Source organism: Polynucleobacter sp. MG-27-Goln-C1, from assembly GCF_018881905.1.
GTDB lineage: Bacteria > Pseudomonadota > Gammaproteobacteria > Burkholderiales > Burkholderiaceae > Polynucleobacter.
Window position 1 is genome coordinate 707994 of the sequence record NZ_JACVPM010000002.1, and the last position, 22750, is coordinate 730743.

A 22750-nucleotide genomic window follows, 5' to 3' on the forward strand; every position below is an offset into this window, starting at 1 on the left:
CTGAAATATAGCTAATTAATTTCCTAGAGACCTAATTTACGATGTCAAACCTTCAAATTCGTATGGCAAATGCCATTCGTGCTTTATCCATGGATGCAGTTCAACAAGCCAATTCCGGTCACCCTGGAATGCCAATGGGTATGGCTGACATTGCAGTTGGTCTTTGGAATGAGCATTTGCAACATAACCCAACAGATCCGCATTGGATGAATCGCGATCGGTTTGTTTTATCAAATGGTCACGGCTCGATGTTGTTGTATTCCTTATTGCATCTCACGGGTTACGACTTACCGATGAGTGAGTTGAAAAACTTCCGTCAGTTACATAGCAAAACTGCAGGACATCCTGAATACGGAATTACTCCTGGCGTAGAAACAACTACTGGCCCATTAGGCCAGGGGATTTCAAACGCAGTGGGTATGGCGCTTGCTGAAAAATTATTAGCGCAAGAATTTAATCGCCCAGGTCACGATATTGTTGATCACTACACCTATGTATTTTTGGGTGATGGTTGTTTGATGGAGGGTATCAGTCATGAAGTGTGTTCATTGGCTGGCACACTCAAGCTGAATAAGCTGATTGCGTTGTGGGATGACAATGGCATCTCGATTGATGGCAAGGTGGTTTCTTGGTTTAACGAAGATACGCCAAAGCGTTTTGAGGCTTATGGTTGGAATGTTCTGCGCGATGTGGATGGTCATGATGCAGAAGCTGTATCTAGTGCAATTGCTAAGGCGAAGAAGAGTGATAAGCCAACTTTGATCTGTTGCAAAACAGCGATTGGTCAAGGCTCACCGAATATGGCTGGCAGCGATAAGGTGCATGGCTCTCCATTGGGTGCAGCAGAAATTGCAGCTACTCGCGTTGCGTTGAACTGGCCATATGCCCCGTTTGAAATTCCAAAAGACATGTACGATGCTTGGGATTTCAAGAAACGCGGTCAAGCTGCTGAGCATGAGTGGAACAAAGATTTCCAGAGCTACAAAAATAAATATCCAGAGTTAGCTTCTGAATTACAGCGCCGCATGCAAGGCGACTTATCTAAAGACTTCTCCAAAACTTTAGATGCATATTTGAAAACTTGCGAAACCAAAGCAGAAACCATTGCTACTCGTAAGGCGAGTCAAAATGCCATCGAGGCATTAGCTCCTGCATTGCCAGAGTTCATGGGCGGCTCTGCTGACTTAACGGGTTCTAATTTAACCAATTGGTCTTCATGTAAAGCTGTACGTGGTGACCAATGGGGTAATCACATTAATTACGGTGTGCGCGAATTTGGTATGAGCGCCATCATGAACGGCATCGCTTTGCATGGTGGCTATATTCCATTTGGCGGAACGTTCTTAACTTTCTCTGATTACAGCCGCAACGCATTGCGTATGGCTGCACTGATGAAGTTACGTAGTATCTTTGTCTTTACACATGACTCCATTGGCTTAGGTGAAGACGGCCCAACTCACCAGTCTGTCGAACATGTAGCGAGCTTGCGCCTCATTCCGAATTTGATGGTTTGGCGTCCATGCGACACCACTGAGAGTGCAGTTGCATGGGGTGCTGCGATTGAGCGTAAGCATGGCCCAAGCGCTTTGATCTTCAGTCGTCAAAACTGCCCATTTGTGTCGCGCAATAGTCAACAAGTAAAAGATATTGCACGCGGTGGATATGTTTTGCGTGATCCAAAGAAATCCAAAATTGATGCAGTGATTATTGCTACAGGATCTGAGATTGCTTTAGCACTTCAAACTGCGGAGCGTTTAGAGGGTGAAGGTTTTGGAATTCGTGTGGTCTCGATTCCATCAACTACCGTGTTCGATCAACAAGATGCTGCGTATAAATCAAAAGTCTTGCCGGCAGACATTCCGCGCATTGCTGTTGAAGCAGGTGTGAGTGATTTCTGGTGGAAGTATGGTTGTGCAGCAGTGCATGGCGTTGATACCTTTGGTGAATCAGCTCCAGCACCAGTGCTCTATGAATATTTTGGTTTAACAGTCGATCAGATTGCTAAAACTGTGAAGCAATGCATCGCAAAGAAATAGAACAGACAAGAAGCAAAGTATTTATTAAAGAATTCAAAATTAGTAAGGGGAATGGAATGACAATTCGTGTCGCAATTAACGGTTATGGTCGTATTGGTCGCATGGTCTTACGTGCTTTGTATGAAGATCAAGTCAATGGCAAGCCAAGACGTGATATCAAAATCATCGCAATTAACGCGATGGGTGATATCGACATCAATGCACACCTGACGCAATATGATTCCGCGCACGGCCGTTTTCCTGCTGAAGTAAAAGTGGATGGTGATTGCATGGTAGTCAATGGCGATCGCATCAAGATGTTCTCTACCCGCAATCCTTTAGAAACCCCTTGGGGTGAGTTGGGTGTGGACTTGGTGCTGGAGTGCTCAGGTAAATTCACTTCAAAAGAAAAAGCCATGGTGCATATTTCTCAGGGTGCTAAGAAGGTATTAATCTCTGCCCCAGGTGAAAAAGATGTGGATGCCACAATCGTTTACGGCGTAAACCAGCAAGTTCTCAAACCAAGCGACGTAGTGGTTTCTAACGCAAGCTGTACGACTAACTGTTTAGCGCCGCTAGTTAAGCCATTGCTAGAAAAGATCGGTATCGAGTCTGGCTTGATGACTACGATTCATGCCTTTACTAATGATCAGGTTCTGACTGACGTGTATCACAAGGATATGCGCCGTGCGCGTTCTGCCGTGACCAGCATGATCCCAACCAAGACTGGCGCTGCAAAAGCGGTTGGCTTGGTATTGCCAGCTTTGGCAGGACGCTTCGATGGTTTTGCAATGCGCGTGCCCGTCATTAACGTTTCTGTTGTGGATTTAACCTTTGCTGCCAGCCGCGCTACTAGCGTGGACGAAGTCAACTCCATCCTCAAAACAGCAAGTGAGGGTGAATTGAAGGGTATTTTGGGTTTCAATACTTTGCCTTTGGTTTCCATCGACTTCAATCATGATCCACGCCCAAGTATTTACGATGCTTCCCAGACTCGCGTGTCAGCAGATGGCAAGTTGGTCAAAGTCTTGGCTTGGTATGACAATGAGTGGGGCTATTCAGTCCAAATGCTCAATGCCGCTGAAGCATTAATGGCTGTAAAGTAAGTAATTGATCGGGTTTTAAGGCTAAAATCCCTTAAATTCTTGTTTTAGATGTAAAAAAGACCTCAATTGAGGTCTTTTTTCATTATCTGCGCCTATCTTCTTAAATTAGGGCTTTGTCTTATTCCGGCAACCCTTCTTTTGGCAGTGGCCATACATCGCCAGAGAGTGCTCCTGGAGCTTAAAACCTAGGTTTTTGGCAATATCGCGCTGTCTTTTCTCAATTGCTTCATCGACAAACTCTTCAACATGACCGCAATCTAGGCACACCAAGTGATCATGGTGTTGACCCTCATTCAGCTCATAAATAGCTCTGCCATCACCTTTGCTTGACTCAAAATGACTGCGGAGCAATAGCCCTGCTTGCTCAAACTGGGTGAGCACCCGATATACCGTGGCCAAGCCAATTTCTTTGTCATCCTTGGCTAAGGCCATGAAGACGTCTTCAGCACTAAAGTGCGTGCCACCATTTTGGTGAAAAAAGTCCAAGATTTTCATGCGTGGACCGGTCGCCTTGAGGCCAATGTCGCGTAAATCTGCTGGAGTTGGGTTTTGGTTCATATTCATGGGTTTGGGAGCTAAAATCAATGTCTTAATGATACGGCCTGCCATGCAAAATTGCCCTCAACTTTTTACTCGTCTATTGAACTCCATTTTTGGGGTTTTTGGCCTCGCTCGGTCTGGGCTAGTCATTGCCACTGTTAGTTCAGTAATGATCGCTACTGGCTGCACAAGTGCTGTAGATGAAACCCAGCGCGCCTGGATGAATAAAGTCTTTAGACCTTACGTTCCTGATGTGGTGCAGGGCAACTTTATTTCTAGTGAGCAATACGCCAAGTTGCAAGTCGGTCAGAGTCGCGAACAAGTTCGCCAAATTCTGGGAACACCTTTGCTAGCTAGTTATTTCCATGCCAATCGCTGGGACTACGTTTTTGAATTTAAGCGTTCTGGCCAGGTGATGGGTAAAGAGCGTCGCGTCACCGTATTTTTCGAAGGCGATAAATTAGTTAAGTTCCAGGGTGATGCCTTGCCAACTGAAGTGGAGTTGGTTGCTGAGATTGATGGCTACGCAAAAACCAAGCGTTCGTTCTGGGATGTCATGACGGGCTCGAATAAGCCTCCAGTAACTCCACCCTTGCAGCAGCCTGAGTTGCTAGTGCCTAGTCCAACAGATAATTTACCGGCTGGGACCCCTGTACCTGTCGCTCCCGCTAGCAGTTCTTTTTGGGACTTTTTTAGTTTTTCAAAAAAATCACCAGATGCCCAGCCTGAGCCTCAACCCTTAGGCCCAGGTGCCCTCAATATTCCGCAGGCTACTGAAGCGAAGTAAAGATAAAGTTGTGTTGATGTCGAGTGATTTTTTCGACAACCTTGAATAAGAAATGAAGATATAAATGATGAAAATCGCAATCGCTGGTGCAACCGGCCGCATGGGAAAAATGTTGATTGAGGCTGTGCTCAATTGCGCAGATGCTGAGCTAGTTGGCGCCTTGGAGCATGAGTCTTGCCCGCTGCTGGGTGAAGATGCTGGTGCATTCTTGGGTAAAAAAACTGGTGTAGCTATTACATCGGATATTACGAAGGCTTTGACTGGCGCTGAATTCTTAATTGATTTCACACGACCAGAAGGCACGATGGCCCATTTAGCTGTGGCGCAAAAGACTGGTAGCAAAATGATTATCGGTACCACCGGTCTGAGCCCAGAGCAAATCGACAGCCTGAAGAAAGCTTCTGCAGGTTTAGCCATCGTATTCGCGCCAAACATGAGTGTGGGTGTGAATGCCACATTCAAATTATTAGAAATTGCTGCAAAGATGTTGAACGAAGGTTACGACATTGAAATCGTTGAAGCCCACCATCGTCATAAAGTAGATGCCCCATCAGGTACCGCCCTCAGAATGGGTGAAGTGATCGCGGATGCACTTGGTGAGAAATTAGATGATGTTGCTGTGTATGCCCGCGAAGGTCACACCGGTGAGCGTAAAGCAGGGTCAATTGGTTTTGCCACTATTCGTGGTGGAGATATTGTGGGTGATCACACTGTTTTGTTTGCGGGCGAAGGCGAGCGCATTGAGATCAGCCATAAGTCTTCTAGCCGTCAGTCTTATGCGAAAGGTTCATTGCGCGCTGCACGTTTCTTGCAGGCTCAGAATTCTGGCTTCTATGACATGCAAGATGTTCTTGGTCTGCGTAAGTAAGCGAAATAAGTAAGTGAAGTAAATCGGTTTGGTAAAACAGAATAGAAGAAAAGAGTTGTATTGAATGAGTAAGGATTACGACCACCGCAGTATTGAAGCTGCAGCACGAGCTGATTGGGAAAGTGCGCAAGCCTATAAGGTTTCTGAGAATGCTGTAGACGCTTCCGGTAAGCCGAGACCAAAATACTACGCTTGCTCTATGTTGCCTTACCCATCCGGTAAGCTGCATATGGGGCACGTTCGTAACTACACGATCAATGATGTGATGGCACGGCAGTTGCGCATGCAGGGCTACAACGTACTCATGCCAATGGGCTGGGATGCGTTTGGCATGCCTGCTGAAAACGCAGCGATTCAGAATAAAGTGCCGCCAGCTAAATGGACCTACGACAACATTGCTTATATGAAAAAGCAAATGGCAGCGATGGGTCTAGCAATTGATTGGTCGCGCGAAGTTGCTACTTGTAGTCCTGATTACTATCGCTGGAACCAATGGCTCTTTTTGAAGATGCTTGAAAAGGGTATTGCTTATCGCAAGACTCAAGTCGTGAATTGGGATCCAATCGATCAAACAGTTTTAGCAAATGAGCAGGTGATTGATGGGCGCGGTTGGCGCTCTGGCGCTTTAGTAGAAAAGCGCGAAATCCCAGGCTACTACTTCAATATCACTGCCTATGCAGAGCAATTGCTTTCTGGTTTAGATGGCTTAGGTTGGCCAGAGCGCGTCAAGACCATGCAGCAAAACTGGATTGGCAAAAGTCGTGGTGTGCGTTTTGCCTTCAAGCATGAGATCCAGGATGCACATGGCAATTTTGTTCAAGATGGTCAGTTGTACGTATTTACAACACGTGCCGACACCATTATGGGCGTTACATTCTGCGCAGTCGCTGCAGAGCATCCATTAGCAACATTGGCAGCCACCAATAATCCAGAGTTGGCTACATTTATTGAGAAATGCAAAACGGGTAGCGTGATAGAAGCTGACCTAGCGACTCAAGAAAAAGAAGGCATGTTCACAGGCCTATATGTGACACATCCACTCACTAATGAACCTGTGCCGGTCTGGGTAGGCAATTATGTGTTGATGTCCTACGGCGATGGAGCTGTCATGGGTGTACCTGCACATGATGAACGTGATTTTGCCTTTGCACTCAAATATGACTTGCCGATTAAGCAAGTCATTGCTTTGCGCACTCCATCAGACATGTTCAATACTAGCAAGTGGCAGGATTGGTATGCCCAGAAGGATGACGTCGTTTGTCTGAACAGCGGCAAATATGACGGCCTATCGCATGAAGAGGCGGTTGATGCAGTAGCCAAAGATTTAGGGCAAATGGGTATCGGAGAAATCAAAACCACATACCGTTTGCGTGATTGGGGTATCTCCCGTCAGCGTTATTGGGGTACACCAATTCCGATTATTCATTGTGGCGATGAACACAGTCCTGGTTGTGGCGCAGTTCCAGTTCCCGAAGCAGATTTACCGATAGTATTGCCCGAAGATTGCGTGCCAGATGGTAGCGGCAACCCGCTCAATAAGCGGGCTGATTTCCTAAATGTGAAGTGTCCAAAATGTGGCAAGCCTGCACGTCGCGAGACTGACACCATGGATACCTTCGTGGATTCTTCTTGGTACTTCATGCGTTATACCGGTCCAGATGCGAAAACCATGGTTGATGGACGCAATGAATACTGGATGCCAATGGATCAATACATTGGCGGTATTGAGCATGCGATTTTGCATTTACTCTATGCGCGCTTCTGGACAAAGGTCATGCGCGATCTCAATCTCATTACTTTTGATGAGCCGTTCCAAAACTTGCTAACGCAAGGCATGGTGCTTAATGAGACTTATTACTCTGAAGAAGCATCCGGCAAAAAAACTTGGTTGAATCCTCTAGATGTAGAGCTCGAGTTAGATGACAAAGGCCGCCCTCAAAGCGCTAAGCTGAAAGGCGATACTTCTGGCACCCCCGTCATTATTGGTGGTGTTGAGAAGATGTCTAAGAGTAAAAATAATGGCGTCGATCCCCAGGCATTGATTGATCAATATGGCGCGGATACTGCGCGTCTCTTTGTGATGTTTGCTGCTCCTCCTGAACAGCAGCTCGAGTGGTCTAGTGCCGGTGTAGAAGGGGCATCACGTTTCTTGCGCCGTGTATGGATGTATTCCAGTAGTCAGGCCGATGCAATCCGTGCGGCTAGTGAAGTATTGCCAAACGATTTAAATGATGCTGAAAAAGAATTCCGTCGTGAAGTACACACTATTCTGAAGCAGGCTAACTTTGACTATCAGCGTCGTCAGTACAACACCGTAGTTTCTGCGGCAATGAAGATGCTGAACGTCTTAGAGCCTGTGAAATTAGGTGACAAGACTGTGGTGCGACCCGCCGTATTGCGTGAGTGCCTCAGTATTTTGATTAGGGTGCTTTACCCAGTCGTGCCTCACTTAACGCATGCCCTCTGGAATGAGATTGGTTGCGATCAATCTTTCGGCACTCTTTTAGATGCGCCATGGCCGGTCGTTGATGAAGCTGCACTGATTCAAACTGAGTTGACTATTATGTTGCAAATCAATGGCAAGTTACGTGGTGATATCCGTGTGCCTGCGGATGCCACTAAAGAGCAAATTGAGGCCTTGGCGTTACAAAGCGAGCCTGCTGTGAAAGCATTAAATGGCGCAGCACCTAAAAAGGTGATTGTGGTGCCAGGTCGCTTAATTAATGTTGTTGCTTAGATCCTTGCAAATTACTTTAAATAGAAACTAAACACATGCTCGTAAATCACCTTCGACGTACCATGCTTGGATTTCTGGCCTTGGCTCCAGTCAGTGGTTTGATCGCTTGTGGCTATCGCTTACGTGGTATGGTTGATTTGCCATTTAAGGTTATTGCAATTACCGGTAACCCATCGCCACCATTACGAGCTGACTTGCAAACAGCCATTTTGACTGGCACCGATGCAAAGGTTGCTATTAATCCTAAAGACGCTGACTTAATTCTGGAGATCACCAACGATCTTAACGGTCGTGAGATCTTGGCTTATAACTCGAATGGTCAAGTCTCTGCCTATCGCTTAAACATTCGCGTTGGGTTCAGGGCTTATGACAATGCTGGAGCTGACGTCGTACCTGAAGCTGAAATCTATCTGACTCGCGACATGGACTTCTCGGTATCTACCGTTTTGGCGACTGATGTCCAAATGCAGCAATTCCTGAGTCAGATGCGTAGAGATCTTGCGGTACAGATCCTGCGTCGTGTTTCTGCTTCTGCTCGAGCACCACAGGCTAAAAGCTTTTAAAGAATGACGAGCAAATCGCATGGTTAAGAGCGATGCCCTGCAGGTTCATTTGAAGTCACTTAATTCAGCGGCTTCCTTAAAGCCTCTTTATATTTTTAGTGGAGATGAGCCTCTCCTCATGATGGAGGCAATGGATCAGCTACGTGCCACTGCGAAAAAAATGGGTTACACCGATCGTGAAGTCTTATTACAAGAGCGTGGATTTGATTGGAGCGCTTTGTTAAGTGCTGGTCAGACCATGTCTTTATTTGGAGATAAGCGCTGGGTTGAGTTACGCATACCGACAGGCAAGCCTGGTCGTGACGGTGCGGATGCACTTAAGCAATTCTCTGCTCAAATCGAGTCTCAGTCAGTAGGGCCTGAAGGACCGGACACTATTTTTTGCATCATTCTGCCTAAATTGGACGGCAAGACTAAAACCTCTGCCTGGTTTAGTGCATTGGATGAAGCAGGCATGGCCATTCAATTAGATTCCTTAGATCGCACGCAATTGCCGCAATGGATTGCGGGACGCCTCAAGAAGCAGGGGCAAGAAGTGCAGTCAGGTCCAGATGGACAGCGCGCCTTGGCTTTCATTGCTGAGCAAGTAGAGGGTAACCTTATCGCTGCTCACCAAGAGATTCAGAAACTAGGTTTGTTACATCCTGCTGGTGTACTGACGGAAGAGCAAATTCGGTCAGCCATTTTGAAGGTGGCACGCTATAACGTCTTTGAATTGACTGAAGCGATGCTGGCTGGTGATCTGCCTCGCCTCAATCGCATGCTAGATGGTCTCAAAGGTGAGGGTGAGCCTTTGGTCTTGATTCTGTGGAGCGTAACTGAAGAGCTTCGGATACTATCGAAACTGAAAGCGGCGAGTGATGCAGGGGAATCAGTGCAGAACTTAATGCGTGCTAACCGGATCTGGGGCAATAAAGAGCGTTTATACCCTATGGCTCTCAAACGGGTGCAGCCTTTGAGGTTGCGCAGAGCGATGCAGGTGGCTGCAGGTTTGGATCGTCAGGCCAAAGGATTGTATGCGGCGGAATTACCGGCAGATCCTTGGGATGGCTTGCGTTTAGTGGGTAACTTACTGCGCTAGATAAATCTAGGGTGAAGATTGAAGTTGAGACGAAACAATATTAATTTAGACACAACATAGATATGAGTAATTCAACAAATACTATTCAGCACATGATGCAAGATATTGGCCGACGTGCTCGTCAGGCTTCACGCGCAATGGCGCGGGCATCAAGTGAACAGAAAAATCAGGCGCTATTACATATCGCTAAGTTGGTACGTGATCGCTCGGAGGAAATTCAACGCGTGAATGCACTCGATGTTGCTCGAGCAAAAACTAATGGTCAAGATGCTGCATTTATTGACCGACTCACCATGACTCCAAAGACCATTGAATCTATGGCATTGGGTTTAGAGCAAATTGTTTCTCTGGAAGACCCGATTGGCAAAATAACGCCATTGCAAAAACAGGCTTCCGGGATTGAGCTTGGTCAGATGCGTGTGCCGCTCGGTGTGATTGGCATCATTTATGAGTCCCGCCCTAACGTCACAATTGATGCAGCCGCACTTTGCTTGAAGTCAGGTAATGCGGTGATTTTGCGCGGTGGCTCAGAGGCGATTGACTCAAATGCGTTGTTGGCGCAATTGATTCAAGAGGGTTTGGACGCTGCTAATTTACCGATGGATGCGGTGCAGGTTGTGACCACTACAGATCGCGCAGCTGTTGGTGCAATGATCACCATGACTGAATATATTGATGTGATCGTGCCACGCGGTGGCAAGAGTTTGATTGCCCGCTTGATGGCAGAGGCTCGCGTACCTATGATTAAGCATTTGGACGGCATCTGCCATACCTATATTGATGCTGACGCAGATATCGCAATGGCGATTAAGGTTTGCGATAACGCCAAGACTCAACGCTATGCCCCTTGCAACGCGATGGAAACACTCTTGGTCAATAAAACCATTGCAACTCAAGTTTTACCAGCTCTTTGCAAGATCTACCAAGATAAGGGTGTGGAGTTGCGCGTTGATGACCAAACCCGACTGACTCTTGAGGCGGCGGGTTTTAAAGACTTAGTCAATGCCACTGAAGAAGATTGGCAAACAGAATATTTAGCTCCGATTTTATCGATTAAGACGGTTGCAGATATGGATGAGGCAATGAGTCATATTGAGCAATACGGCAGTAAACATACCGATGCCATCATCACCAATAATCAAGCGCAAGCTAAGCGCTTCTTGCGTGAAGTTGATAGTGCCAGCGTGATGGTCAATGCCAGCACTCGTTTTGCCGATGGCTTTGAATACGGTCTAGGTGCAGAGATTGGTATTTCCAATGACAAGTTGCATGCTCGTGGCCCTGTGGGCTTAGATGGCCTCACCTCTCTCAAGTACATCGTCATGGGTCATGGCGAAATTCGCACTTAAATGCGCACTTAATCTAGCTTCATTACAGAACGGAAATTATTCATCATGGGCAATGCATATTTATGGACCAAGACCCTTCATATTGTCTTGATTGCCTCTTGGTTCGCAGGCTTGTTTTATCTTCCACGTATTTTTGTGAATTTGGCAGATGAGAAGAATCCCGAAGTGTATGCACGCCTTCTTGGGATGGCAGACCGCCTCTTTCGTTTTATGACTATTTTGGCAGTACCGGCAGTCTTATTGGGTTTAACCCTTTGGTTGCATTTCAAGATTGGTGCTGGTGAGGTTTGGATGCATGCCAAGATGTTCTTTGTCATCCTAGTCATTGGTTATCACCATGCTTGTTGGAGCTTGCTGAAGAAGTTTCGTAATGGCGTTAATACCCGTTCAGGTGTTTGGTATCGCTGGTTTAACGAAGTGCCTGTAATCCTTTTATTGGTTGTGACAGCCTTGGTAGTTATTAAGCCTTAACGCTGATCCTCGGCCATTTGTTTAATTCTTCTTACTATTTTTTATTCCCCCTTTTTTAGATTGCTAGCCTCATGAGATTTTTTGTTGTTTGTCCAGGTGGATTGGAAGTGCCTCTTGCACAAGAGCTGGCAAGCATTGCGCAGCGTCCGGACTGTAAGGCTTTGGGCGCTTGGGTAATCGATCCTACGCCTACCAGTCCAACTGGTGGGGTTGGCTTAGCGGCACCTATTTCCGCTGCAATGGCCTTGAACCTGCATTCACGTATTGCAAGCCGAGTCTTGCTGCAAATGGCTGAATCGCCATACCGCCAAGAGGAAGATCTCTATAAATTAGCTAGCGGTTTGGCATGGGAGGAGTGGTTTTCCTCTAAACAAACTCTGCGCGTTGACGTGACTGCCCATCGTTCCCCGCTCAAGAGCTTGAATTTCGCGACCCTAAAGATCAAGGACGCGATTGTGGATCGCCTGCGTGATGTCACTGGCGATCGCCCTAGTATTGATACCGCGTTTCCAGATGTGCGTGTACAAGCTCATCTAACTGCAACGCATGCCACGATCTATTTGGATACTTCTGGTGAGGCCTTATTTAAACGCGGCTGGCGTGATGAAAAAGGTGACGCTCCATTAAAAGAAAATCTCGCAGCAGGCATCCTATCAATTACTGGCTGGAAACCTTCGCAATCCTTATTTGATCCGATGTGCGGTAGTGGTACTTTTTTGATTGAGGCTGCACAAATGGCTTTGACCATTCCTCCAGGAGCTATTAGGGCGGGGATGTATGGTGATGATGCAAAGCCAAGTCGCTTGGCTTATCGTCCGCTGATTACTTCAGCCCATGGCTTTGGTTTTCAAAGACTGAAGCCCTTTAACGAGGCTGCTGAGCAAAAGCGATGGGTCTCTCTGAAAGACGCAGCACATGCTGAAATGATGGAGAGGCGTAAACAGTTCCCAGATTCAGAATCATTAGGCATTAGTGGTGGCGATATTAATGAGCGCCTTGTAGCGATGTTTAAGGGTAACTGGCAGCGCGCTCAATTGCCTGGCCTGCCGGTGACTCGCCAGATTGATGCTTTGGCCAGCAAGCCGCCTGCAAATGCTCAAGATGGTGTGATGTTATTGAACCCGCCTTATGGTGAGCGCTTAGTGATCAAGGGTGGGCGAGGTCAGGATCGTGCTGCGGGCGGAGATATGGAGCAAGACTCCTACGAGCAAGCGGAGGAGCCAGAAGACCGCTATGCTTTTAATCTGGAAACCGGCCGTCAGAGCGCTAAACGTTCTAGCCGTGAGTCTCTCAAAAAGTTGCAAGCTCAAGAAGAGCAAGACCCCAAGTTTGTCGAGTTCTTGAGACAGTTTGGTCAGCACCTTAAAGATGCCTTCGGTGGCTGGAATGTCTTTGTATTAACAGCGGACATGGCGTTGCCGGGGCAGTTGCGTATTAAAGAATCTAAGCGCACCCCTTTATTTAATGGCCCGCTAGAATGCAGGCTGTTTAAGTTTGAGATGCATCAAAAACGCGATGCTGCAGCAGATTTAAAATGAAAAATATATAAGGGAGACGGCGATGGAATTCAAAACATATATGTGTTTAATTTGCGGTTGGGTTTATGACGAAGCTGCTGGTTTGCCTGAGGAGGGTATTGCGCCGGGCACGCTTTGGAAAGACGTGCCTATGAACTGGACTTGCCCTGAATGTGGTGCACGCAAAGAAGATTTTGAAATGATGGCGATCTAATCGCTCCAAATTAATTAATTACTAAAAATACTTTAGCGAAAGTAGGGCAGCATCTTGGGACAAAACGACATCTTATTTGAGCGCGCGCAAAAAACGATTCCTGGAGGGGTTAACTCTCCAGTACGCGCTTTTCGTCAGGTGGGTGGCACACCCCGTTTTGTTGCTAAGGCTAAAGGCCCTTATTTCTGGGATGTTGAAGGCACGCGCTATATTGATTTGATTATGTCTTGGGGCCCGATGATTGCCGGCCATGCGAATCCGGAAGTGGTTGAGGCGGTTAAGCAGGCTGCAGAAACCAGCTTTAGCTACGGCGCTCCTACCGAGGGTGAGATTGAATTAGCGGAACGCATCTGCCAGTTGGTCCCTAGTATTGAGCAAGTGCGGATGGTATCGAGTGGAACAGAAGCCACTATGAGTGCACTGCGTCTTGCACGTGGCTATACCGGTCGTGATCTTATTATTAAGTTTGAAGGTTGTTATCACGGGCACGCAGATAGTTTGTTGGTAAAGGCAGGCTCTGGGCTTTTAACCTTTGCAGATTCCACTCAAAATGCACCATCATCTGGTGGTGTCCCACATGATTTAGTGAAACATACTTTGGTATTGCCATACAACGATGTGGCAGCCCTGAAGGAAGTATTTGAGAAGCAGGGTGACCAGGTGGCTGCGGTGATTATTGAGCCGTTTGCTGGCAATATGAACCTCATTAAACCTTCAGCAGAATTTCTCTCGACTCTTCGTCAGCTAACTAGCCAGCATGGCAGTGTATTAATTTACGACGAAGTGATGACGGGCTTTCGGGTGGCATTAGGTGGTGCCCAATCCCTGCAGGGTATTACTCCCGACCTCACTTGTCTTGGCAAAGTGATGGGTGGTGGTATGCCGATGGCTGCCTTTGGCGGTAAAAAAGAAATCATGTCTAAGCTAGCTCCGCTGGGTAACGTTTATCAGGCGGGTACCTTATCAGGCAATCCGGTAGCCGTAGCTGCAGGCTTAAAGACTTTGGAGATTATTTCTAGAGAAGGTTTCTATGAGTGTCTGACTGGCCAAACTGAAAAACTGATGGCCGGCTTAAAGCTCGCTGCGGATGAAGCTGGTGTGCCATTTTCAGTAGATAGTGTTGGCGGCATGTTTGGCTTTTACTTTGCCAATGAAGTGCCAACTTCTTTTGAGGCAGTAACTAAAACTGATATCGAAGCGTTTAAGAAATTCTTCCACTTGATGCTCGATCAAGGGGTGTACTTAGCACCCTCGGCTTATGAAGCTGGATTTACCTCTATCGCTCATGACAATGCCGTACTTGATGAGATCATCGCCGCAGCAAAATCTGCATTTAAAAAGTTATAAGAGGCAGATGTCGAAATTACATTCTGAGTGGATGGTCATAACCATCTACTTGAATAATTTCCAGCCCCTTACTGGATTTACCTGATTCGGGAATTTCCATGGCAGTCAGTTTGCCACCCCAGACGCAGCCTGTATCTAGCCCAATGACATTTCCATGTTGGAGCAACCCTAGAGTTGACCAGTGTCCAAAGTAAATCAGGGAATCTTGCGTTTTTCTCTTGGGGGTTTTGAACCAAGGGATATAGCCCTTCGGACCATCTTCGAAACCTTCTTTACTTTCAAACTCCATGGTGCCTGTTGGAGTGCAAAAACGAATACGGGTTAGCGCATTGGTAATGACGCGTAAACGCTCGTAACCTTTTAGTGAGTTACTCCACTTATTTGGAGTATTGCCATACATATTCGCCAAAAAATCTTTATAGGATTTTTTGCGAAGTACTTTTTCTACTTCTTGTGCACATTCAATCGTTTGCTGCAGATCCCATTGAGGCAGAACTCCGGCATGAACAGTGAGCACTTTTCCATTGCTCAGAGCCATCGGCCTGTGTCTAAGCCATTCAATGAGCTCAGCTCTATCAGGAGCATCCAGGATGGGTTGGACGGTATCTAGCCCCTTAGTTTTACGAATGCCTGCATCTACAGCCAGCAAATGCAGATCGTGATTTCCAAGAATACATTCAATGCGCTTTTCTTCTTGTAATTTCTTTAGATAGCGGAGGGTGCCTAATGAGTAGGGACCTCGATTCACAAGATCACCCAAAAAAATCATCTTAGATTGGGTGGGGAGTTTTTTGACGAGCGCCTTCAAAGATGGTGCACACCCTTGAATATCACCTACGGCATAGATCTTGCTCATGCCCTATCTTAAAGCGGAACTAACCAAAGTCCGTAATTAAGTTGCAGAATCCTCAGAAGTCACTTTTTTAACTACGCTGTAGCGCACCAAGGTCTTTTTGCGTGCCTCATCGTGATTAACAACCGGTAGGGGATAGTCGCGTCCTAAAAGAATGCCTGCCGCTTCTAGCTCGATATGACCGGCTTCCCAAGGTGCATGAATGGATTTCTTGGAAAGCTTATCTAATTGAGGTAAGTAGCGACGGATAAATTTTCCTTCGGGATCAAACTTCTGGGATTGGGTTATCGGATTGAAGATGCGGAAGTAGGGTTGCGCATCGCATCCCGAAGAGGAGGCCCATTGCCATCCACCATTATTGGAGGAAAGCTCAAAGTCATTGAGGTGTTTTGCGAAATACATTTCGCCCCAGCGCCAATCAATTCCTAGGTCTTTGGTGAGGAAGCTGGCAACCACCATGCGTAAGCGGTTATGCATATAGCCACTTTGGTTGAGTTGGCACATGGCAGCATCTACTAATGGATAACCTGTTTTTCCATCGCACCAAGCTTTAAATAATTTCTTGGCAGTAGCACCACTTTCCCACTCGATATTGTCATAGTCTGGTTTAAAGGCTGCACCCTCAGCCAGGCGTGGATGATTGGCCAGAATCATGAAATAAAAATCACGCCAGATCAGTTCACTTAACCAGATTGTTGCACCCATGCTGCCAGCAAGCATGCGGCGATGAGCTTCACGTACCAAACCTCGTATTGAGAGCATGCCAAAGCGCAGGTGTGTGGACAGATAGCTCACACCTTTAATGGCAGGGAAGTCTCGACCGATTTGGTATTGATCAATGCGGTGGAGGAAGTCTTCTAAGAAACTCTGGCCACCCTCTGATCCTGGTGGAAGGTAGGCTTCAATCCCAGTTGGGCTAAAGCCCATGGATTCTAGAGATGGAAAGGGTGTCTGTAGTGATTTGGGGATAGCACCTAACTGACCCTTTTTAGGATCGCAGTCATAGGCAGCAATATCTTTTTCTTGCAACGTCTTGAGCCAATTATTTTTATAGGGCGTAAAGATCGAGAACACGGTGTTGGAGTTGGTGAGAATTTCTTTCTTTTCAAAAATCACTTGATCTTTGAAAGTCTCCAATTCAATGCCAAGTTTCTCTAGAGATGCGGCAACAGAGGCATCGCGTGCAATTGCCGATGGCTCATAGTCATGATTGGTGTAAACGGTATTGACACCCAAAGCCTCTGCAATCTTTGGAATGCACGTGGTGGGCTTTCCAAACTGAACAATGAGTCCGCCACCTAGTTTGCGTAATTGCTCATCGATTTGTTCTAGACCTTGCCAAATGAAGTCGACGCGTCGATCATGTTTAAGGCCGCTTGCATGTAAATCTTCAGACTTCAGTGGATCCAGAATTTCGGTATCGAAGATAAATACTAGCCAAACTTGGTCATTATTTTTCAGGGCATGATGAAGAGCGGCATTGTCATATAGACGTAAATCACGGCGGAGCCAGACGAGAGCTTTTTTCATAGCCCCTATATTAGGGCCAAATAGACGGACTCGCTTGGCTTGCGAGTAATATCCTGCTTATTAAATAGACTGATCGCCAATGGATACTTTATTTTTCATTTTTTCAAAAGTAGTGCAGTTTTGCATTGAGCCACTCAATTGGGTGATCGTTTTCGTGGCACTCAGTCTGTTATTTCTGAGTCTGAGAAAACCCCATCTTTGTAAACGATTCTTGCTTTTCGCTTTGGCAGACTTATTGCTGGTTGGATGGTTGCCAACTTCCGAGGTCTTTTTAAGGGTTCTTGAAGATAGCGTGCCTAAGGTTCAGCTTGCGCAGATGTCAGAAGCAGACTTTGGTGGAATCATTATTTTGGGCGGCGCTATTGAGGGCGGTGAAATCGCTATTGATCGTGGTGAGGTATCAATTTATTCCTCAGCTGAGCGTGTTACCAAAGCCTTTGAGCTCATTCGGAAGTATCCCGATCTACCCTTTATCTTTACTGGCTTTTCTGGGCGCTTATCACCGGTCGGCATGTCCGAGGCAGATGCATTTAAGCAATTGGTTTCTGAGCAGGGTTTGCCAGACAAAAATGTCCATTATGAAAATCAGTCCCGCAATACCTATGAAAATGTCATATTGATGAAGCCGATGATCTTGGAGTTGGGGGCTAAGAGCGCCAAAGAAGCTGATGTGCCCCCAAAACCTTGGCTAGTGATTACTTCGGCATCACATATGTACCGATCACTCAAGATTTTCCAAAACAAAGGGATTGCGGTAATTCCTGTCCCAGTGGATTACCAAACGGGCAATCGATTGCGCTGGGCTAGGTTCGATTTGGAGGATGGTGTCCAAAATTGGAATAAGGCGATGCATGAGCTAATTGGTATTTTGGCCTACTGGATCACCGGAAAGATCTAACTCCGGCATAGAATTCGGTAAAATAAACCCACATGAACATGGCTAAAAAAGCCCCTGTGGGTCAAGCTGCAAAACCCACCCAGACCTCCCAAGCTTCTGCTTCTGGGTCCCCAATTGCTTATTCCGCTGATCATCTAGCAAACCAATTCCTCATTGCTATGCCAGGCATGGTCGATCCCAATTTTGCGGGTTCAGTTATCTATCTTTTTGAGCATACCGAACGGGGTGCGATGGGCTTAGTAATCAATCGCCCAACCGAGCTCGATATGGGTGCCTTATTTGAAAAAATTGAAGTCAAGCTAGAAGCTGAGCCAGTATCTGAACAGCCGGTCTATTTTGGCGGTCCAGTGCAAATCGAGCGTGGTTTTGTACTGCATGAGCCCACCACAGAGGTGGCTTACAGTTCTTCCTTGGCCGTCCCGGGCGGTTTGACCATGACGACATCAAAGGATGTGCTTGAGGCAGTGGCAACAGGTTCTGGACCCAGTAAATTCTTAATGACCTTAGGTTATGCGGGCTGGAGTGCTGGACAGCTCGAGGAGGAAATTACCCTTAATGGCTGGATCAATGTTCCCCTATCCCAGAAGCAAATGATTGAGATTATTTTTAATACACCCTCTAGCCAGCGCTATGAGCGGACGATGGGTCTTTTGGGGTTTGACCCATCCCATCTATCTGGCGAGGCAGGGCATGCCTGAGGGCATTAAGAAGAGCGCAGAGTTGACGGTCATGGCCTTTGACTTTGGGACACGACGTATTGGTGTTGCCGTTGGCAATACTCTGACCAAAGCTGGTCAGCCTTTGAAGGTTGTTGCAGAGCCATCTGAGGATGTGCGCTTTAGCGCTATTCAGGCCCTCATCAAAGAGTGGCAGCCAAATCAGCTGGTTGTGGGACTACCGTGTCATCCCGATGGTACTGAGCATGAAATGAGTGCCAAGGCGCGCCGCTTTGGCAATCAGTTGCATGGACGCTTTCAGTTGCCGGTGGAGTGGGTGGATGAGCGCTATACCTCGGCTGTTTTAGAGGGTGATCCCGATATGCGAGACAATTTGGATGCCGAGTCTGCGGCCTTAATTTTGGAGCAGTATTTTCTTGAAAAGAATTGGATTAGTTGAGATGAATGCAGAGCAGTCCTATCTGAAATTACTAGAGACTTTGAGTCAGCGTAAAAAGGCTGGCGATTCATTTGAGTTGGCTGGTCTTGCAATGGGTGGAGCTTGGATCGCAGAGCGTTTAGCTGCGGATTTAAATCTTCACCACTTTGGCGTGATTAATGTGGCTTTTCATCGAGATGACTATGCCGAGAAGGGAATGACAGCGCTTCGTACTGCCAGCACGATGTCTACCCATCTTCCTTTTGAGGTGAATGGCGCAAACGTAATTTTGATTGATGATGTTTTGCTAACGGGTCGTACGGTTCGTGCAGCGCTAAATGAGTTATTTGATTTTGGTAGACCTGCTCAAGTGGAATTGATGGTTTTGGCGGATCGCGAGAGCCGTGAGCTGCCGATCTCAGCTGACTTTGTAGGCGAGCAAGTGAGTGTTCTAGATAATCAAATATTGGTTTTAGAAAAAAATGACGCTGGCAAGTTCAGCTTCCAATTGGAGGAGCGCGCAGCATGAGCGGAATGAATGGCTTATTAAACGACCCAGTAAATCAATTTAACGCTGCCGGTGAGTTAACTCACCTGTTAACTTTAGAGGATTTGCCGAAAGAGCAAATCCTCCATATTCTCGATACTGCACAACAGTTTGTGAGTGTCACGGATCCTGCGAGAGAGGTAAAAAAAGTACCGCTCCTTCGTGGCAAGAGTGTCTTTAATTTATTCTTTGAAAACTCCACTCGCACTCGCACTACTTTTGAGATTGCTGCTAAACGCTTATCGGCAGATGTGATTAACTTAGATATCTCCACTTCTTCAACTGCTAAAGGTGAGAGTCTTTTAGATACGATTGATAACTTGGTTGCGATGCAAGCGGATATTTTTGTTGTGCGACATGGCGTTTCAAGGGCGCCTATCGAAATTGCACAACATGTGCCACCGCACGTGCACGTAGTCAATGCTGGTGATGGTAGTCATCAGCATCCTACTCAAGGCTTGTTGGATATGTACACAATGCGCCACTTCAAGAAAGACTTTAGTGGTTTGAAGGTAGCGATTGTGGGTGACATTGTTCATAGCCGTGTAGCGAAATCGAATATCTGCGCTTTGAGAACCTTGGGTTGTACAGACATTCGTACGATTGGCCCTGAGAGTCTTTTACCAAGCGATTTAGACATGCTGGGAGTCAAGGTATTTCACAGCATGGAAGAGGGTTTAAAGGGCGTCGATGTTGTGATGACCTTGCGCATTCAGAAAGAGCGCATGGAAGCGGGACAAGTTCCAGAAGGCGATGCTTTCTTTAAACACTATGGGTTAACTCCTACACGATTAGCCTTAGCTAAGCCTGATGCCATCGTGATGCATCCAGGCCCTATGAACCGCGGCGTAGAAATTGATTCTGCTGTGGCTGATGGTCCTCAGTCAGTTATTCTCAATCAAGTGACCTTTGGTATTGCGGTGCGCATGGCCGTTATGTCGATCGTTGCTGGTAACTAGTCACTATTGCGAACTGCTACGCAAATGCAAAAAAAGAACTGGTTAATCCTGTCGCATGGTTTCAATATGGATGGGCGAGCATCTAGCCTTACCATCACCGACAAGATCCCGTATCTATTGGATGCCGGTATCAAGCCGTATGTCTTTAGCGCAATTACCGGCATTAAAGATACCCGCTTCCCACATCGGCAATTTCTAGCTTGGGGCCCAGCAGCTTTCCGTTTTGATTTTCGTCATTGGATTGCAAACCAGTATGGTCGTGGACCATTCTATAAAGTTGCTACAGGTTTAGTTTCTTTATTGCTCGCGCCATTTATCGCACTAGAGAAATCCTTTCTTGGCTACTCTAGTCAGTGGTCTTGGGCGATGCCAGCCTATATGCACGGCTTAAAGCTAATCAGAGATGGTAAGGTTGATTTAATTTATTCGACTGGGGGTGCTTGGTCTGCGCACTTAGCAGGTTTATGGCTCAAGAAAAAAACTGGCCTACCTTGGATTGTGGAAATTCATGATCCACTGGTAATACGCCAAAGTCCAATTGATCCCGGATTTGGCAAGCCAAAAAACCGAGACGCACAATTTCGTCAATATCTAGAAAAGCAGATTTGTAAATATGCAGATTTGGCTTGGTGGTTTACAGATGGTGCTTTGCATTACGCAAAGGTGCGCAATACCAACCTCAACACACCAAATAATGCGCATGGTTTTATGGTTCTTCCGGGCGCTGAGCCACCAGGAGGATTAAGTAAGTCGAAGATGCATCAGTATTCAGACCATCTGAATTTATGCCACTTTGGATCGCTAGCCAATGATCGCTCACTCTCAACCATCTTGAAAGCCCTTGTACCATTATTCAAGAAATTTCCTGAGGCTAGGCAGCGGATTCGGGTTCATGCTTATGGCGCGCCTTTAGATCCATTGACAAGCGAGTCAATTAAAAATCTTCAGTTCGAAGATGTATTGCTAGCCCATGGTAGATTGGAGAGAGATCCAGTAACCGGTAAATCGGGTAGAGAGCGCGTAGTAGAAAAGATGCAGTCAGCTGATGTATTGATTCTTCTGCATGGCAATGATGAGTGGTGTGCTGAGTACATACCTTCCAAGCTCTACGACTATCTATGGACTGGGCGTCCGATTTGGGGTATCACACATCGCAATCCTCAACTTGATCAGATGTTACTGGAGCGGTCGGCTTATTTGAGCCCTCAAAGCGATATCGAGGCCGTTGAACTTGCTGTGGAAAGAATTTGGTTGGACTGGAAAAATAGAAGACTAATTGAGCCTAAGTGGTTGCCAGTGGGTGTGAATCAGGCTGCGTATAGAATACTTTTAGAAGTTCAAGAAAAAACCGAAAGAAGCATTTGAAAGATCTAGTTCTCTATTGCAAGTCTTATAGCCAAGATTTTCTGCGCTTAAAGCGGTTGCTGGCTTCAATTGATAAATACAACGTCGATCGCATACCATTTTATATTTCGACGCCAACTGCCGAGAAGGCATTATTGGAGGGTGTAATCGGTCAGGTGGGTTACATCTGGGTGGCGGATGAGCAAATCGTTGCCTCTAATCCTCGCGCTGATTTAGTTCGTTACCGTGAAATGTCCGGAAGACTCTCCCAACAGATTATAAAAGCAGAATTTTGGAGATTAGGTTTAGCTGAAAACTATCTTTGCTTGGATTCTGATAGCAAATTTATTCGTGATTTTAAAAAATCGGACCTTGTTACAGATGAGAATACCCCTTACACCGTCCTGCATCAAAATAAAGAGCTATTTCAAATTGCAGCTAATCGTGGGCACCTTCAACTGAAGCGAAATCTCGGGATGGAAGCTGAGCGTGTTCAGAAATTATTCAATCGAGTTGGCCCCAGTTTTTATTGCGCGCCAGCCCCATTCAACTGGTCAGCTAGAGTCTGGCAATCTTTGGATCAAGAGTTTTTACAACCCAAAGGCATTGGCATTTGGGATCTCATTACCTCGGATCACCCAGAGTCTTTGATATATGGGGAGGCGGCCTTGAAATATCACGCTATCCCCTTAATTGCAATTGAGCCTTTATTCCGAACATATCACTATGACTGGCAGTTTTTTTTAATGAAGCGTTTGGGTGAAACTGAAACTAAATTAGCAGAAAATTATTTCGGCGTGATTTATCAGTCTGCTTGGGATGTGGATAGCCATTTTGGTGCCTCAAAAAAATCACTGCCATCTCAACTATTGAGACGTATTAAGCGTTTTGCTAGATATTTGCAAAGCTATTTTTAGTTTTATGCATAA

22 protein-coding genes are annotated in these 22750 nt (G+C 46.4%); 19 read left to right on the forward strand and 3 right to left on the reverse strand.

Going from position 1 to position 22750, the window contains the following annotated elements; all coding sequences use genetic code 11:
* Positions 1-41 precede the first annotated feature (41 nt).
* Together tkt and gap are read left to right on the forward strand one after the other, a co-directional pair.
* Positions 42-2036, forward strand: coding sequence for a transketolase (gene tkt, locus ICN14_RS07710; RefSeq protein ID WP_216225846.1), 1995 nt, complete (start codon positions 42-44; stop codon positions 2034-2036).
* A gap of 56 nt (positions 2037-2092) precedes the next feature.
* Positions 2093-3121 (forward strand): type I glyceraldehyde-3-phosphate dehydrogenase, encoded by a 1029-nt coding sequence (gene gap, locus ICN14_RS07715; protein ID WP_216225847.1) that lies wholly within the window; start codon positions 2093-2095, stop codon positions 3119-3121.
* A 105-nt stretch (positions 3122-3226) separates the two neighbouring features.
* Here gap and fur read toward each other — a convergent pair whose 3' ends face one another.
* Complete coding sequence (gene fur, locus ICN14_RS07720; protein WP_216225967.1) at positions 3227-3685, reverse strand: ferric iron uptake transcriptional regulator; 459 nt, start codon at positions 3683-3685, stop codon at positions 3227-3229.
* A 43-nt stretch (positions 3686-3728) separates the two neighbouring features.
* On the opposite strand from fur, the gene ICN14_RS07725 reads away from it, so the two are divergent.
* The 10 genes from ICN14_RS07725 (at position 3729) to hemL (ending at position 14595) form a co-directional block, all read left to right on the forward strand.
* Complete coding sequence (locus tag ICN14_RS07725; protein WP_216225848.1) at positions 3729-4448, forward strand: outer membrane protein assembly factor BamE; 720 nt, start codon at positions 3729-3731, stop codon at positions 4446-4448.
* Between the two features lie 67 nt (positions 4449-4515).
* Positions 4516-5316, forward strand: coding sequence for a 4-hydroxy-tetrahydrodipicolinate reductase (dapB, locus tag ICN14_RS07730; protein ID WP_216225849.1), 801 nt, complete (start codon positions 4516-4518; stop codon positions 5314-5316).
* A gap of 64 nt (positions 5317-5380) precedes the next feature.
* Positions 5381-8053, forward strand: coding sequence for a leucine--tRNA ligase (gene leuS, locus ICN14_RS07735; RefSeq protein ID WP_216225850.1), 2673 nt, complete (start codon positions 5381-5383; stop codon positions 8051-8053).
* Between the two features lie 35 nt (positions 8054-8088).
* A complete protein-coding gene (gene lptE / locus ICN14_RS07740) occupies positions 8089-8616 on the forward strand; it encodes an LPS assembly lipoprotein LptE (protein ID WP_216225851.1) in 528 nt (175 codons plus the stop codon).
* A 19-nt stretch (positions 8617-8635) separates the two neighbouring features.
* Positions 8636-9697: a DNA polymerase III subunit delta gene (gene holA, locus ICN14_RS07745; protein ID WP_216225852.1), complete on the forward strand. Its 1062-nt coding sequence runs from the start codon at positions 8636-8638 to the stop codon at positions 9695-9697.
* A 62-nt stretch (positions 9698-9759) separates the two neighbouring features.
* Positions 9760-11046 carry a glutamate-5-semialdehyde dehydrogenase gene (locus tag ICN14_RS07750; protein ID WP_216225853.1) on the forward strand — a complete coding sequence of 429 codons (1287 nt, stop codon included), beginning with the start codon at positions 9760-9762 and terminating at the stop codon, positions 11044-11046.
* 45 nt (positions 11047-11091) lie between these two features.
* Complete coding sequence (locus tag ICN14_RS07755; RefSeq protein ID WP_216225854.1) at positions 11092-11517, forward strand: CopD family protein; 426 nt, start codon at positions 11092-11094, stop codon at positions 11515-11517.
* 71 nt (positions 11518-11588) lie between these two features.
* On the forward strand, positions 11589-13055 hold the full coding sequence (locus ICN14_RS07760) for a class I SAM-dependent RNA methyltransferase (RefSeq protein WP_216225855.1): 1467 nt from the start codon (positions 11589-11591) through the stop codon (positions 13053-13055).
* Between the two features lie 22 nt (positions 13056-13077).
* Positions 13078-13248 (forward strand): rubredoxin, encoded by a 171-nt coding sequence (locus ICN14_RS07765; protein WP_011902084.1) that lies wholly within the window; start codon positions 13078-13080, stop codon positions 13246-13248.
* Between the two features lie 54 nt (positions 13249-13302).
* On the forward strand, positions 13303-14595 hold the full coding sequence (gene hemL / locus ICN14_RS07770) for a glutamate-1-semialdehyde 2,1-aminomutase (RefSeq protein ID WP_216225856.1): 1293 nt from the start codon (positions 13303-13305) through the stop codon (positions 14593-14595).
* A 16-nt stretch (positions 14596-14611) separates the two neighbouring features.
* Here hemL and ICN14_RS07775 read toward each other — a convergent pair whose 3' ends face one another.
* Together ICN14_RS07775 and ICN14_RS07780 are read right to left on the reverse strand one after the other, a co-directional pair.
* Positions 14612-15451, reverse strand: a complete 840-nt coding sequence (locus ICN14_RS07775) for a symmetrical bis(5'-nucleosyl)-tetraphosphatase (protein ID WP_216225857.1) — start codon at positions 15449-15451, stop codon at positions 14612-14614.
* Between the two features lie 36 nt (positions 15452-15487).
* Positions 15488-16978 (reverse strand): deoxyribodipyrimidine photo-lyase, encoded by a 1491-nt coding sequence (locus tag ICN14_RS07780; protein WP_216225858.1) that lies wholly within the window; start codon positions 16976-16978, stop codon positions 15488-15490.
* 79 nt (positions 16979-17057) lie between these two features.
* On the opposite strand from ICN14_RS07780, the gene ICN14_RS07785 reads away from it, so the two are divergent.
* The 7 genes from ICN14_RS07785 (at position 17058) to ICN14_RS07815 (ending at position 22738) form a co-directional block, all read left to right on the forward strand.
* Positions 17058-17876, forward strand: a complete 819-nt coding sequence (locus ICN14_RS07785) for a YdcF family protein (protein ID WP_216225859.1) — start codon at positions 17058-17060, stop codon at positions 17874-17876.
* A gap of 113 nt (positions 17877-17989) precedes the next feature.
* A complete protein-coding gene (locus tag ICN14_RS07790; RefSeq protein ID WP_216225968.1) occupies positions 17990-18574 on the forward strand; it encodes a YqgE/AlgH family protein in 585 nt (194 codons plus the stop codon).
* Positions 18567-18992 carry a Holliday junction resolvase RuvX gene (gene ruvX, locus ICN14_RS07795; protein WP_216225860.1) on the forward strand — a complete coding sequence of 142 codons (426 nt, stop codon included), beginning with the start codon at positions 18567-18569 and terminating at the stop codon, positions 18990-18992. The genes ICN14_RS07790 and ruvX overlap by 8 nt, the downstream gene beginning before the upstream one ends.
* A gap of 1 nt (position 18993) precedes the next feature.
* Positions 18994-19500 (forward strand): bifunctional pyr operon transcriptional regulator/uracil phosphoribosyltransferase PyrR, encoded by a 507-nt coding sequence (gene pyrR / locus ICN14_RS07800; RefSeq protein WP_216225969.1) that lies wholly within the window; start codon positions 18994-18996, stop codon positions 19498-19500.
* A 5-nt stretch (positions 19501-19505) separates the two neighbouring features.
* A complete protein-coding gene (locus ICN14_RS07805) occupies positions 19506-20477 on the forward strand; it encodes an aspartate carbamoyltransferase catalytic subunit (RefSeq protein WP_216225970.1) in 972 nt (323 codons plus the stop codon).
* Positions 20478-20501: 24 nt separating this feature from the next.
* On the forward strand, positions 20502-21842 hold the full coding sequence (locus ICN14_RS07810; protein WP_216225861.1) for a hypothetical protein: 1341 nt from the start codon (positions 20502-20504) through the stop codon (positions 21840-21842).
* Entirely contained in the window at positions 21839-22738 is a 900-nt protein-coding gene (locus tag ICN14_RS07815) for a DUF6492 family protein (protein WP_216225862.1), read from the forward strand. The genes ICN14_RS07810 and ICN14_RS07815 overlap by 4 nt, the downstream gene beginning before the upstream one ends.
* The last annotated feature ends 12 nt before the right edge of the window (positions 22739-22750 follow it).